At 66.1% G+C, this 14,114-nt stretch carries 12 protein-coding genes; 4 read left to right on the forward strand and 8 right to left on the reverse strand.

Features of this window, described 5'->3' with window-relative positions:
* Window positions 1-239: 239 nt before the first annotated feature.
* The 5 genes from trxA to AC1MEQ_RS11350 form a co-directional block, all read right to left on the reverse strand.
* Window positions 240-563, reverse strand: coding sequence for a thioredoxin (trxA, locus tag AC1MEQ_RS11330; protein ID WP_479790809.1), 324 nt, complete (start codon window positions 561-563; stop codon window positions 240-242).
* 25 nt (window positions 564-588) lie between these two features.
* Entirely contained in the window at window positions 589-1,569 is a 981-nt protein-coding gene (gene trxB / locus AC1MEQ_RS11335) for a thioredoxin-disulfide reductase (protein WP_479790811.1), read from the reverse strand.
* Window positions 1,570-1,684: 115 nt separating this feature from the next.
* The gene (locus tag AC1MEQ_RS11340) at window positions 1,685-3,358 is read right to left on the reverse strand and encodes an ABC transporter substrate-binding protein (protein WP_479790813.1); all 1,674 of its coding nucleotides are present in this window, start codon (window positions 3,356-3,358) and stop codon (window positions 1,685-1,687) included.
* Between the two features lie 98 nt (window positions 3,359-3,456).
* Window positions 3,457-5,100: a murein biosynthesis integral membrane protein MurJ gene (gene murJ, locus AC1MEQ_RS11345; RefSeq protein WP_479790815.1), complete on the reverse strand. Its 1,644-nt coding sequence runs from the start codon at window positions 5,098-5,100 to the stop codon at window positions 3,457-3,459.
* Window positions 5,101-5,149: 49 nt separating this feature from the next.
* Complete coding sequence (locus tag AC1MEQ_RS11350; RefSeq protein ID WP_479790817.1) at window positions 5,150-5,677, reverse strand: NUDIX hydrolase; 528 nt, start codon at window positions 5,675-5,677, stop codon at window positions 5,150-5,152.
* A gap of 97 nt (window positions 5,678-5,774) precedes the next feature.
* Here AC1MEQ_RS11350 and AC1MEQ_RS11355 point away from each other — a divergent pair, with 97 nt between their 5' ends.
* The 4 genes from AC1MEQ_RS11355 to AC1MEQ_RS11370 all read left to right on the forward strand — a co-directional run bounded on the left by AC1MEQ_RS11355 (window position 5,775) and on the right by AC1MEQ_RS11370 (window position 10,444).
* Window positions 5,775-7,283, forward strand: a complete 1,509-nt coding sequence (locus AC1MEQ_RS11355; protein WP_479790819.1) for a CCA tRNA nucleotidyltransferase — start codon at window positions 5,775-5,777, stop codon at window positions 7,281-7,283.
* Window positions 7,276-7,866, forward strand: a complete 591-nt coding sequence (locus AC1MEQ_RS11360) for a histidine phosphatase family protein (protein WP_479790821.1) — start codon at window positions 7,276-7,278, stop codon at window positions 7,864-7,866. The genes AC1MEQ_RS11355 and AC1MEQ_RS11360 overlap by 8 nt, the downstream gene beginning before the upstream one ends.
* 362 nt (window positions 7,867-8,228) lie before the next feature.
* Complete coding sequence (locus AC1MEQ_RS11365) at window positions 8,229-8,381, forward strand: hypothetical protein (protein WP_479790823.1); 153 nt, start codon at window positions 8,229-8,231, stop codon at window positions 8,379-8,381.
* A gap of 401 nt (window positions 8,382-8,782) precedes the next feature.
* A complete protein-coding gene (locus tag AC1MEQ_RS11370) occupies window positions 8,783-10,444 on the forward strand; it encodes a formate--tetrahydrofolate ligase (RefSeq protein WP_479796114.1) in 1,662 nt (553 codons plus the stop codon).
* Window positions 10,445-10,502: 58 nt separating this feature from the next.
* Here AC1MEQ_RS11370 and AC1MEQ_RS11375 read toward each other — a convergent pair whose 3' ends face one another.
* The 3 genes from AC1MEQ_RS11375 to AC1MEQ_RS11385 form a co-directional block, all read right to left on the reverse strand.
* Complete coding sequence (locus AC1MEQ_RS11375) at window positions 10,503-11,588, reverse strand: inositol-3-phosphate synthase (RefSeq protein ID WP_479790825.1); 1,086 nt, start codon at window positions 11,586-11,588, stop codon at window positions 10,503-10,505.
* Between the two features lie 110 nt (window positions 11,589-11,698).
* Entirely contained in the window at window positions 11,699-13,069 is a 1,371-nt protein-coding gene (locus tag AC1MEQ_RS11380; RefSeq protein ID WP_479790828.1) for a DUF6716 putative glycosyltransferase, read from the reverse strand.
* The gene (locus AC1MEQ_RS11385) at window positions 13,066-14,100 is read right to left on the reverse strand and encodes a hypothetical protein (protein WP_479790831.1); all 1,035 of its coding nucleotides are present in this window, start codon (window positions 14,098-14,100) and stop codon (window positions 13,066-13,068) included. The genes AC1MEQ_RS11380 and AC1MEQ_RS11385 overlap by 4 nt, the downstream gene beginning before the upstream one ends.
* Window positions 14,101-14,114 lie beyond the last annotated feature (14 nt).

Genomic DNA, 14,114 nt, shown 5'->3' on the forward strand with positions numbered 1-14,114 from the left:
GCAATCGGGCGCGGACCCACGACTTGATCCGCCGGCGCCCACTGGTGCATCCCTGTTGGCAGCGCCGAGTTCGATGCCCGCATCGGGACGACAATAGACGCGGCAGATACTTCTGCAGGATGAGACCTGGCACCATCACGGCGGCCGCTGACGCAGAAGGGACCGCCACCGCTCGAAAGCGGCAGCGGTCCCCTCACGCCACGGGGACGTCGCTCATGGACGACCGCAGGCAAACCGACTTACAGGTAGGCGGAAAATTCCTGTTCGAGGGCCTGTTTGGGTTTGGCACCGATCGAAGTCGCGACGTGATCCCCGTTTTCGAAGACGTACACTGCTGGGATGCTGGTGATGCCGTACTTGGCGGCGATCCCCGGATTTTCGTCGACGTTGACCTTCACCACGTCAATCTTTTCGGCATGCTCGGCGGCGATCTGATCGAGAATCGGTGAGAGCATGCGGCATGGCCCGCACCATTCGGCCCAGAAGTCCACCATGACTGGCTTCGACGAATCCAGCACATCGGCTTGGAAGGAACTATCGGTAACGTCCTTTGCCTGACTCATGTTTATACTCCCTTTCTTGAGGAGACTAGTTGGCTACTGCTGCGCCGTTCTCGGCCGGCACAGGAAGATTCGAGAGGTAGTGCTCAACGTCGAGCGCTGCGACACAACCGGACCCGGCGGCGGTGACTGCCTGCCTGTAAGTCGGATCGATGACATCCCCAGCTGCGAACACCCCGGGCAGATTAGTCCTCGACGTCCTGCCCTGCACGGCAATGGTCCCCTCCGGTGTCAATTCCAGATGATCCTTCACCAATTCCGTACGCGGGTCATTTCCGATCGCCACGAAAACGCCGGTTACGGGCAGCTCCGAAGCATGGCCGTCAACCAAATTCATGAGTTGCAGAGCAGAAACCTTGTCCGTACCGACCACATCGGCCACTGCCGTGTTCCAGATAAATTCAATTTTGGGGTGTGCCAGGGCGCGGTCCGCCATGATCTTGGATGCACGAAGCTCGTCGCGTCGGTGAACAACGGTTACCTTTGAAGCGAATTTTGTCAGGAAGAGTGCCTCTTCCATGGCCGAGTCCCCACCGCCGATCACGGCGATTTCTTGCTGACGGAAGAAGAAGCCGTCACAAGTGGCGCACCACGAGACTCCATGACCGGACAGCCTCTTCTCGTTGGGCAGGCCAAGCTCCCGGTAGGCGGATCCCGTCGAAATGATGACCGCACGTGATCTGTACACCGTTCCATCGGCGAGAACGACGGTTTTCACCTCGTCCGAGAAATCGACGGAGGCAACGTCTTCATATTGGATCTCGGCACCGAATCGTTCGGCCTGCGCCTGCATGTTGTCCATCAGGTCAGGCCCAAGGATGCCTTCGCGGAACCCGGGGAAGTTTTCTACGTCCGTCGTGTTCATCAGCTCCCCGCCTGCCGTGACTGAACCGGCGATCACGAGGGGCTCAAGGTTGGCACGGGCCGTGTACACGGCCGCCGTGTAGCCCGCGGGGCCCGAACCGATGATGATGACATTGCGAATGGCATCGGATGTTTCTGTGGCCACGCTGCGTGTACCTCCGGGTTTGGGCCGTGCAGGGTGTCGATGCCCCGCACGGGGATGTTCGTATTCTCTTGACCAGCACAACGGCGTCGTACTGGTCTGTATTCCCTGCCTGGTATCAGGACACCTTGATCTCGGCAATCTGTAGTCCGTAGGGACGCGAGCTATTGGAGGTCGAAGCCAGCCGCGGGAGTTCCGTCACGTTGATGAAAACGTACTTTCCCTTCACACCCTCGTCTCCGTTACCCGAGACTGGCACCGATACCGTCGGACCCGTGAAGGAACCCGACGCTACTTCCTGGGCGGAGCCGAGGTCCTCGCTATCGCCGACACTGACCTGGAAGGAGCCCCCGGTTGCATTGAGGCCGGTCAGTTGGACCTCGGAGACGGTTGCCTCCTCCTTGAGCTCGACCACGAGCACCATGTTCGAGGCGAACCCGCCGAACTCGGGAGTCGTGTAGGAGTATGACCGGTACATGCTTCCCTGGCTGCCATCGATGGCCTTGGCCAAGGTCGAGTCGGTTTCGGCGTTCAGCGATTGGTCCCCGGGGACCACGCGTGTGAGACCGGTGATTTCCGGCTTCACCGTGGGCGCGCTGGACGCCGGTTTCGAAGCGTCCGACGTGTTAGCTCCGCCCGCGGAGCTAGGGCCTTGGCTGGACGCCCCGGCAACAGGTGGGGCGTCGTTCTTGCCCAAGGTATTGAAGGCGAAAATCACCGCGACCACGAGGACTACGACGAGCAGGGCCCCGACGAGAAGACGGGTCAACTTGCCCCCGCCGGCGGGCTCGTCGTCCTCGGGATAGTCATCGGCATACTCCGGCTCCTCGTGGGAACCGGAAAAGTTGCGTGCGGCCGCCGGGAAAACGGCCGCCGGACGTTCGTAGGACGCATCCTGTCGGGGCTCCGCCGACTGATTGGAGACCTCGGCACCCGTAGCCGTCACCGCAGCAGGGCCCACGATGTCGCCGTTGGCGGTGTCTACGTCAAGGTGCGACGGGCCGGTCTCAGTGGCTTCAGTCTCGGCGGCGCCCCAGTGGGTCACCGCATTCGGACCCGTCGCCTCGTCGGTGTTCGCCGGCGTGACGGGATGAGCAGTGGTTGTCGGTGTCGCCGGTGGTACTTGTGGCCGATCCGGAATACCTGGTGCAGCTGCAGTGGGCGGATTTGTATCGGCAACCCGCTCGCTCCGATCCGGCGATTCGGAGTCGGGACCGGTGCCGCCAGCGCCGTTGAGAGCCGCCGCCGAGCCGGCACCGGCTGCGCCTTCCTCCGCGCCCCCATCCTTCTTGCCTCGTCCCAAGCGATTGGTGAGGCCCGTCAGACGCTTGGCTACCCTCCCCCCGACATTGCGGTCCTCATTGGCCTGCAGCTCTTCCCAGTATTCGTCCTCGTCCTCGTAGACTTCGGGCTCGGCGCTGCGGGTCACCCCGAAGATCTCTGATCCGAGGGTGTCGGTGTAGAACGGCTCGACAAACGGGGCATCACGCTGGATCACGAGATCGAGCAGGTCGGCTGAACTGGCCGTGTTGGTGATGAGGTAGGTGCTGCCATCGGAGATTCCCAGGTCCAGGACCTGCATCGTTCCGAACCGTTCACCTGTGGCGATTTCACGGGCGCTGGTGGCTACCTGGCTCGCGTTTTCGGGAGCGGCAACGAGGATGCTCACCGGGCGGTTTAGTACCTGATCCATCCCGCCCAAGACGGCGTCGCCGTCGGCGGAGGTCAAAACCAGTTCGGTGACCTTGTAACGGCCTCCAAGGATGGTTCCGACATCGATGGGCTGCGACACTATTGACTCCCGGGATTGATGGTGGGTACCTGGGCACCCTCGTACTTTGCTGTGTCCATGCTACCGGTGACCGCACTTGCGCCGTATGTCATCGGCCTCTATCGGTGCAACCTTCTGCCTAAATCCGGGATGCGTCGCGCGACGGGTCCCATGAAATTCTCCAGCTCGGGGACGCGGGCCGCCTTCAGCAGGAGCAGGAAGACGATGGACATGATGCTGCCGACGACGGCGATGGTCCCCAGTGCCGTCATGATCGATTGCCAGGCAAAACCGTTCGTGAATCCGCCCATGGCCCAGAGCACGACGGTACCTACGGCACCGGATACCACCGAGAGCCACCCGATGCGGATATAGCTGTCGAGGACATCGCGTGCACCGTAGTCCCCGTAGCGACGCACCACCAGGACATGGGCAAGAGCTGCGGATGCGATGTTGGTGACCCCGAAGAGTAGCGCGATTCCCAAGGCGATCTTTGTGGCCGGCAGCACCGCAGCCAGTCCGTAGGCAAGCACGACGCCGATGACGGCGATGCTGGTTTGGATCACCATCGGTGTCCTGGTGTCTTCTTCAGCGAAGAAGACACGAATGAGGAAGAAGTGGATGCTCTTGAAGGGCAGCCCCAGCACCGTTAGCAAGAGCAGTTGTCCAATGGCCGCTCCGGCGATGGCCGCGTTCGGCCCCGACCCGGCGAACAATCGTCCCAGCTGTCCAGCCAGGACAATGAAGGCCACGGTAGCGAACACGACCGGGATCGCAGTGGTGCGCAATCCGAGTGAGAGGGTTGGGGCGACTTTTTCGGGCTTGCCTTCGGCAAATGCGCGCGAGAGCTCATTGAAGAGGACCGTGGCCAGGGACAGGGCGAAGATCGAGTGGGGCAGGACCGTCACCAGCTGCATCGCATTGAGTGCCTGTTCGCCAGGGACGGCAGCGGCTTCGGCACGCGGGAGTGCATCGCGGGCGCCGACGGTACTAGATACCAGCCGGGCATACACCAGCGACGCGACGTTGCCCACCGTCATCGAGACCAGGGTCCAGGTGGCCAGCTTTCCCACGTGGCGCAGGCCCATGCCGCGCCAGTTGAACTTGGGGCGGATGCGTAGGCCGGAGCGTGCCAGGGGGATGAACAAGACGATTGCCTGGATCGCAATTCCCAGGGTCGAACCGCCGGCGAGCCAAACCGTCTGTCCCGTCGTCCAGTTCCCAACGGTGTGCGGATTGCTGCCGTTGGCTCCAAACGAGGCCATGAACAGAATGATGACCAGGATCTGCACGACGTTGTTGGCTACGGGCGCCCACATGTAGGAACCGAAACGACCATGGGCGTTCAGTGCCTGGCCGACCACCGCGTAGACACCATAGAAGAAGACCTGTGGCAGGCACCAGTACGCGAAGGCAGTGCCCAGTTCGATCGCGGCAGGCGACCAGCCCTTGGTGAGGACCGTGATGATGGGCGCGGCCCCCAAGGTCAGCAGGACCGTGAAGGCACCCATCACCAAGATCGTCAAGGTGATGAGCCGGCTGGTGTAGTCGGAGCCCCTGTCCGCTGCCCGTGAGGCCTTGATCAGTTGGGGGACGAGGACGACATTGAAAATGCCGCCCGCCAACAGCATGAAAATGATGTTCGGGATGACATTGGCTTTTTCGAAGATGTCGGCGACGTTGGCGTTCGAGCCGATGGCAATGGCCAGCAGGGCGGTCCGCACGAAGCCCAGGACACGGGAAACCATGGTCCCGGATGCCATGAGGGCATACGCCTTCGCATGCGAACCACTATTCTGGTCCGTGGCGGTCTCAGTTGCCATGTTGCGGGAGGACTTCACGGGCCAATTCCGCGATGCGACGCTCGTTGGGGAAGGAGAGTTTCCTGCCCAGTTCGGCGATCGGGATCCACGCGACATCGACTGCTTCGTGGTCGGGGTCGTTTTCGATGGTCAGTTCGCCGCCGGTGGCCTCCAGCAGGAAGTGGTGGACCGTTTTGTGCACCCGGTAGTTCGACACGGTGAACCAGTAGTCGATGCTGCCCAGCGGTGCGAGGATCCTGCCGGCAATGCCGGTTTCCTCGTCGACCTCGCGGACAGCTGCCTCCTCGTTGGTTTCCTCGCCCTCGGGATGCCCTTTGGGCAGGCACCACTCGAGCCGTCCGCCACGGTTGTACCGGGCGATGATGGCCACGGGCAGAACGGGCAGCGAGGTATCAACGATCACTCCACCGGAGGAAACCTCCTCCACGGTGGGCAACGCGTGATGGCCCGGCTGCGCAGACGCCATGGAGGCGTTCAGCGGAGTGCGCTTCGGGGCGCGGGGAACTGGATGGGCCATGGAAGCCACTCTATCCATCTTTGGTACGCACATGCTTCCGCCCCGCACATGACGCGCGTCAGGCACGCCCCGAAAAATCTGACAAGCTTAATGGACTATGCAGCAGTTACCCGCACCAACCGCCCTCAGAGCGCTCCTCCCCGCCGTCGTCTTCGAGCTCACCGACCGTTTCACGGCAGCCGGCCATGAGATTTCGCTCGTCGGGGGCCCGGTGCGCGATTTGTTCCTGGGTCGCGTGTCGCCGGATCTCGATTTCACCACGGATGCGGATCCCGACCAGACGCTGGCCGTGGTCGCCGGCTGGGCGGATGCCACCTGGGAGGTCGGCCGGGCGTTCGGCACCATCGCATTGCGTCGTGGGGAGCACACCATCGAGGTCACGACCTATCGGGCCGATGCCTACGATCCAGATTCCCGAAAGCCCGCCGTCGCGTTTGGCACATCGCTGCACGAGGACCTCCGGCGCCGCGATTTCACGATGAACTCGATGGCCTTGCGGCTCCCGGACCTCGAGTTGGTTGACCCCTATGGGGGGTTTGCCGATCTGGAGCAGGGCCTGATCCGCACTCCGGGCACCCCGGCGTCGTCTTTCTCCGATGACCCCTTACGGATGATGCGCGCCGCCCGATTTGCCTCCCAGCTCGGTGTCACGGTCGCCCCGGAGGTCGAGGAGGCGATGGCCGACATGGCGGGTCGGATCGACATCATCTCCGCCGAACGCGTCCGGGACGAACTGGTGAAGCTGATCCTGGGCGCGGAGCCACGGGCCGGCGTAGACCTGCTCGTGTCCACCGGATTGGCGGACCACGTGCTGCCCGAGGTCTCCGCCCTGCGTCTGGAGGTCGACGAGCACCACCGGCACAAGGACGTCTACCAGCATTCCCTGCAGGTGCTCGAACAGGCTGCCGCACTGGAGACCGGACCGGACGGGGAGGTGCCCGGCCCTGATTTCGCGCTGCGCTTCGCCGCCTTGCTGCATGACATCGGCAAACCGGCCACCCGGCGGTTTGAACCCAACGGGGCCGTGAGCTTCCGCCACCACGATGCCGTCGGCGCGAAGTTGGCCAAGAAGCGCATGCGCGCCCTGCGCTTCGACAACGACACCATCAAGGCCGTCGCCCGCCTCGTCGAACTCCACATGCGCTTCTACGGCTACGGTGAAGCGGGGTGGACCGACTCGGCTGTGCGCCGCTATGTCACGGACGCGGGCCCGGTCCTGGAACGGCTGCTGCGGTTGACCCGCTCGGATGTGACCACCCGCAACCGCCGCAAGGCCGAACACCTGGCCTTCGCCTGCGACGACCTGGAACGACGCATGGCCGAGCTGGCCGAGCAGGAGGAGATGCAGGCCATGCGGCCCGATCTCGATGGCGGCCAGATCATGGAGCTGCTGGGGATCGGCCCGGGGCCGGCCGTGGGACGTGCCTACAAGTTCCTGTTGGAATTGCGCCTGGACCAGGGACAACTGGGACCCGAAGCGGCGTCGAAGGCCCTCTTGGAGTGGTGGGCCGGACAGGACCACGACGACGCCCGTGTTTCAGGAACACGCGATGCCGCCCGGGCCGCAGCGCAATCCACGGATGAGATGAGGAACCACGATGAATGATCTGCCCCGCCTGTGGTTGGTGCGTCACGGCGAGACCGAATGGTCGCGCAGCGGCCAGTACACCGGCCTGACCGACCTGCCGCTGACGCCGCGGGGTGAAGCCCAGGCCCGGAAGGCCGGGGAAACCCTGGCGTCCGTCCGGGACGCGGGAACGGAGTTCTCCCTGGTCATGACCAGTCCGCTGCGCCGCGCGCGGCACACCGCCGAACTCGCGGGATTTCCGGACGCCGAACCCGTTGGTGACGCCCATGAGTGGGACTACGGCGACTACGAGGGCATCCGGTCAGCCGACATCCGGGTGAAGAACCCGGACTACCTGATCTGGGACCAGGGCGTCCCCGGTGGCGAAACCATCGAGCAGGTCGGCGCCCGGGCCGAGCGGATCGTCCAGCGCGTCCGTACCGAGTTGGCCGATGGCGGGAACGCCATCCTCTTCTCCCACGGCCACTTCAGCCGCATCCTTGCGGCGACCTGGTTGGGCCTCGGTGCGGGCCAGGGCCGCCACTTCCTCCTCGGAACCGCGGAGGTCTGCCGACTCGGCTGGGACAAGAAGACGCCCGCCATCGAAGTCTGGGGCCTGTAGGAAACGGCCCGGCACGGCGTGTCGGGCCGGACGCACCGCGCGCTGCAAAGAATTCAAAGAATTTCCGGGCCAGGACTGGCGCCCCGGCCCAACCTGGGTTAGTTTTAACCTTGTGATTGAGACATCTCAATGAGAATGTTTCGATCCGCGGACCTATAAGCCGCCGGTTTGCCGGCCTGTTCACCGAAGGAGGTGGGAATTGTGATGATCATCCAGAACACGAATGCAGTGGCTACCACTGCGCACGTTGGCGGATTCCGTGATCGTGCCTATGTCCCCGCCTCCGGAACGGCGAACCGCTAGAAACCAGCGCCGCTGTTCCAGACCTCCCCATCCCGAGGTTTTCGAACGAAAGAACAGCGATGTCCGCGCAATCCAGCAACACCCGCTCCTCCGGCCTCCGTTCCGCCGAGCTCTTCCTCACCGGCCCCGACGTCCTCCGCGCCAGGCCCCTGGTGAACGAGCCGGTTGTCCGGGCGTCCTCCCACCCCGATACGCACAGGGGAGGTGAATGACATGCAAAAGAAGCGCAGCAAGCTCAACAGCCCGCAATGGTTGGCCACCCGGTACAACCCGCAGCCGAAGAGCCGCTACGAGTCCCAGCTTCCTCCGGAAATGCTCTTCCGCCTTCGGTAGTCAGGTACGCCGCCGGTCCAACCGGCCAGTTCAGCGACCGACCGCCAGGAGGATGAGCATGATTGACATATCCCGCCCCACCGCAAAGCCCGCCGGCTTCACCGGCGGGCTTTGCCGCTTAAATCGGCGGCCGGGATCCCGGGACGACGGCGGTCCATCGCTGGTAGCTTGGGGAAGAACGGCGTGACAACGTGGTTCGCCGGTGGCACAACGGCCCTTGGCCGGAAAGGTCCGTGGGCAGATGACCAACAGCAGTGGACAGCAGGATGACGTCGAGACCATGAATGACCTGGTCATTTCGCAACGCGCGACGTTGAAGCCCATCGAGGCCATCGCCGCGACGGCAGGAATCCCCGCCGAAGCCCTCGAGAACTACGGCCGCTACAAGGCCAAGATCAACCTGGCGGACCTGCCGCCGGCCACCGGGGCGCCAGGACGCGTGGTGCTGGTCAGCGGAATGTCGCCGACCCCGGCCGGCGAGGGGAAGTCGACGGTGACCGTCGGACTTGGGGACGCGCTGGCCGCGACGGGCACACGCACCATGATCGCGTTGCGGGAACCGTCCCTGGGGCCGATCTTCGGGATGAAGGGCGGGGCCGCCGGGGGCGGCTACTCGCAGGTCCTGCCCATGGAGGACATCAATACGCACTTCACCGGGGACTTCCACGCCATCACCAGCGCGAACAACCTGTTGATGGCCCTGGTCGACAACCACATCCAGCAGGGCAACGAATTGGGCATCGACCCACGACGAGTGACGTTCAAACGCGTCATGGACATCAACGACCGCGCGCTGCGCAGCATCGTCATCGGTTTGGGCGGACCGTCCGAGGGCACACCCCGTCAGGACGGGTTCGACATTACCGTCGCGTCGGAGGTCATGGCCGTGTTCTGCCTGGCCACCGACCTGGCGGATCTGCGCGAGCGGTTGGGGCGGATGACCGTCGGGTACACCTTTGACCGCAGCCCCGTGACGGTGGCGGACCTCGGCGTCCAGGGGGCCCTGACGCTGTTGCTCAAGGACGCGATCAAGCCCAACCTGGTGCAGACCATCGCCGGGACGCCCGCGTTGGTGCACGGGGGGCCGTTCGCCAACATCGCCCACGGCTGCAATTCGGCCATCGCCACCAATACCGGGCGCCGGCTGGCCGACATCGTGGTCACCGAGGCAGGCTTCGGCGCCGACCTCGGGGCCGAGAAGTTCATGGACATCAAGGCGCGCTACGCGCAGTGCCAGCCCTCCGCCGTCGTCCTCGTGGCCACCATCCGAGCCTTGAAGATGCACGGGGGCGTGCCCAAGGACGGGCTGGGCCCCGAGAACGTCGGGGCGGTGCGCGCCGGGTTGCCGAACCTGGCCCGGCATGTGCGCAACATCGGGCGGTTCGGGCTCTCGCCCGTCGTCGCGATCAACCGGTTCAGCGGCGACACGCCGGCGGAACTGGACGCAGTGCTTCAATGGTGCGCCGACGAGGGGGTCGAGGCGGCGGTGGCCGACGTGTGGGCGCGCGGCGGCGGGGGGGCGACCGAACTGGCGGCCAAGGTGCTCGAGGCGGTGGATCGCGGCCACGGGTTCCACCACCTGTACGAGCTGGACCTGCCCGTCAAGGAGAAGATCCGCAAGATCGTGCGGGAAATCTATGGTGGCGCCGACGTCGAGTTCTCCGCAGCGGCCCGCAAGCGGCTGGCCGAGATCGTCGAAAACGGGTGGGATGACCTGCCCGTCTGCATGGCCAAGACCCAGTACTCGTTCTCCGACGACGCGACCCTGCTGGGGGCACCCGAGGGGTTCACCCTGCAGGTGCGCGACCTCATCCCGAAGACCGGGGCCGGCTTCATCGTGGCGCTGACCGGGGCGGTCATGACCATGCCCGGCCTGCCCAAGGTCCCGGCGGCGATGCGCATGGACGTGGACTCCGAGGGGAACGCCGTGGGGCTGTTCTAGGCACAACGGCGGCCCGCCCGAGGGGGCGGACCGCCGTTCCGCGGGGGAATTGGGGCTTCTAGCGCTCGAGGTCGCCGCGGATGAACGCCTCGACGTTCTCGTGGGCTGCCTCGTCGTTGAACTGCTGCGGCGGGGACTTCATGAAGTAGGAGGAGGCCGACAGCAGCGGCCCGCCGATGCCGCGGTCCAGGGCGACCTTCGCGGCGCGGATGGCGTCGATGATCACGCCTGCGGAGTTCGGGGAGTCCCAGACCTCGAGCTTGTACTCCAGGGAGACCGGGGCATCGCCGAAGTTGCGGCCCTCAAGGCGGACGAAGGCCCACTTGCGGTCATCAAGCCAGGCCACGTAGTCCGACGGGCCGATGTGGACGTCGTCCGCGCCGAGCTTCGCCGAGGTGTTCGACGTGACAGCCTGCGTCTTGGAGACCTTCTTGGATTCGAGCCGGTCGCGCTCGAGCATGTTCTTGAAGTCCATGTTGCCGCCGACGTTGAGCTGGTACGTGCGGTCCAGCGTGACGCCGCGGTCCTCGAACAGCTTGGCCATGACGCGGTGCGTGATGGTCGCCCCGATCTGGCTCTTGATGTCGTCGCCGACGATGGGGACGCCCGCGGCGGTGAACTTGTCGGCCCACTCCTGGGTGCCGGCGATGAAGACGGGCAGGGCGTTGACGAACGCGACACCGGCGTCGATGGCGCACTGGGCGTAGAACTTCGCGGCCGCCTCGGACCCGACCGGGAGGTAGCAGACGAGGACATCGGCGCGTGAGTCCTTCAGGGCGGCGACCATGTCCACCGGTTCGGCGGCGGACTCGGTGATCGTCTCGCGGTAGTACTTGCCCAGGCCGTCCAGGGTGTGTCCGCGCTGCACGGTGATGCCGGTGGTGGGGACGTCGGCGATCTTGATGGTGTTGTTCTCGCTGGCGGTGATGGCCTCGGCCAGGTCCAGGCCGACCTTCTTGTCATCGACGTCGAAGGCCGCGACGAACTCGACGTCGTTGACGTGGTACGGGCCGAACTTCACGTGCATCAGGCCGGGAATCTTCGTCTCCGCGTCCGCATCCTTGTAGTACTCGACGCCCTGGATGAGCGACGTGGCGCAGTTTCCCACGCCAATGATTGCGACCCGAATGGGGTTTCCCGACACAGTGTCTCCTACAGCAGAAAGTTTCTTGGGTGGCCAAGGGCCATAAAGAGTCTAAGTGACGCGCGGCCCGTCGTATTCCCGGCACCCACCCGGTGACGCCGTCGCGGGCGTCAGCGGCGCAGCGCCCGGACCAGTCGCAGGGCGGGCGCGGGCAAGGCGGTGCGCAGCCGATTGCGCAGCGCCAGGCCCCGCGCCGTGGCCACCGCATCCGGCGAGGTGGACAGCCGGCCCGCACGGCCGAGCCCGGCCAGGTGGAGCAGTCCGGCCGTCGATGCCGGCGACGACGGGTGGAAGTAATGGTCCTGCAGCCATTCGGCCACCGGGTGCCGGACGGTGAGCGCCTCGACATCACCCAGGCTCCCGATCAGCCCGCTTCCGGCGAAGACCCCGTTGTACAGCGCCGGGCCGACCCCGAAGTCGCCGAGCACGACGGCCGGCAAACCACGGTCGATGGCCTCCAGCACCGCCGTGGAGGAGACGGTCACCACCAGGGTGCCCGGCCGCAGCACGGCGGCCATCGGGCCGGTGGCGAATCGCACGTCGCCGGATCCCACGCGTCCCCGGGCCACCAGGTCATCCCACAAGCGGTCGTAGGGGAATTCCTCGCGGTGGGTCTGCGGTTCGCCGGCCCTGGCCCGCAGCTTCACGATGACCTCGACGCCGGGATGGGCTCGGCGCGTGCGGGCCAACGCCTCCAGCACCTGCTCGCGCTGCGCGCGCTCGAGGGGGAACTTGGCCTGCGCGGCGAAGACCACCGTGTGCACCCCCGTCGCATCCCGCACCGGTTCGCCCACCGACTCCAGGAACGGCAGCCGTGCGGTGAGAACGGTCTGGGGGCTGCCCAGGGAGGTGAGCACCCCGGTGAAATCCCGGGCCTCGGCGTGGCTGTGCGTGAGGAACGCGTCGCCCAGGGCGCGGAAACGCATTGCCTTCTCGGTCGCCGGGTAGGCGACGCCGGGCAGCGCCGAAACCAGCGCCGTCGTGCGTCCGCCGGCCGCCGCGACCGGGCGCGGCGTGGGGGACGACGACGGCGTCAACGGTTCGCTGGACCGTCGCCGGAGGCGGGAGATGGCCCAGGCCAGCGGGTATGCCGACGGTCCCAGGTGGCGCGCCGCGACCCGGTGGAAGACCTGTTGGACGACGGGTCCCGTGGCTGCAGCCAGGACCACATCGGCTCCGTCGAGGAGGGGCCCGAGCGAGGCGACCGGCAGCACCCGGACCGGTGGTCCGTCGTGCAGGAATGTCCCGGCCACGGCCGTCTCCCGCTGCTCGGCCGTGGGCAGGATCGGGGTGCGGGCCAGGACCACCCGGCGGTCCCAGCCGGGTCCCAACGCGTCCAGGGTGGCGCAGGCGAACTTGAAGTACGAGTCGCTGTCGGCCACGGCGACGATGCGCGGGCGGCCCGGTGTGGGCGCGCCGGTTCCGGTGGTGGAGCGGGGGGTGCGCACGTCCGCCGGGGTTGCTGGCAGGTGCGCGTTCACGAGGTGGGGTCCTCCAGCGAGCTGCTCAGGTGCGCGCGCAGTGCGGGGGAAGCGGCAGTGGTCCACCAGCCCTCCGGGACCGGCTGGCCGATGATCCGCACCCGGTTGGGGCCCAGGAGCAACCGCAGGGACGGCAGGACCGTGGAGGGCAGGGCGCGCACGCTCTGGCCGTGGCGCAGCCCGCGCAGCCGCATTTCCACGGGAATCGTATTCGGGTGGACCGTGATCAGCGGATGTTCGGCCAGCCGCGCCAGGAAGCCGGGTTGCTCGCGCCGGTGCGGAAAATACCCGACCGGGCCGTCCTCGGCCTGCCCGACCACCCAGTCCAGGTAGGGTTGCTCGCCGATCAGGCCGTCGGCGGCCATGGCGGATCCGATGACCATCGTGGGTTCGGAGAACTGCTCATCGACGGGCTGGGTGCTCAGCCATTCGAACCGGTGGTGCTCCAGGTGCCCGCCGAGGTCCCGGAATGCCTCCTCGACCCCGAGGTGGATCGGCAGGGCGGTCAGGGCCATGAGCCGGCCCTGGCGCGCGAGTGAGCGCAGCCGGTACCAGGCCGCCAGGCCCAGGGCGGTGCGGGTGGTGCTGCGGGGCGCCCGTGGCCGGACCAGCGGCGTCGGCCGGTCGCTGACCAGGGTGTCCAGCAGTTTCACGGTGGCCAGGCCGTCGTCGATGATGACGACCTCGTCGGCCCGGATGGGGCCCATGAGCTCGCGCTGGATGCGGCCGGAGAACGCATCGCCGGTCACCCAGCGGTTGGTGCCCCGGGCGCGGGCCGGCGGAACCTGCAGACCCGTTTCCCCGAACCTGACGCCCAACGGTGCCTGGCCCATGAGGGTGCGCAGGGTGGTGTCCATGCCGGCGGTGCCGCCGCGGGGGTGGATCGTGGTCCGCCGCCCCAGCAATCCGGCCCCGTGGGCCTCGATCGCGCTGAGCATTTGCAGGGGTGATTCGACCCACACCTGGGCGGTGCCGAATCGGGGGCGTTGCACCTGGGGCACCAGGCGCGTCCTGCGGGGACGGGAGGTCATGGTCGAGGGGTGCA

This window comes from Arthrobacter sp. ASL1 (assembly GCF_056680475.1).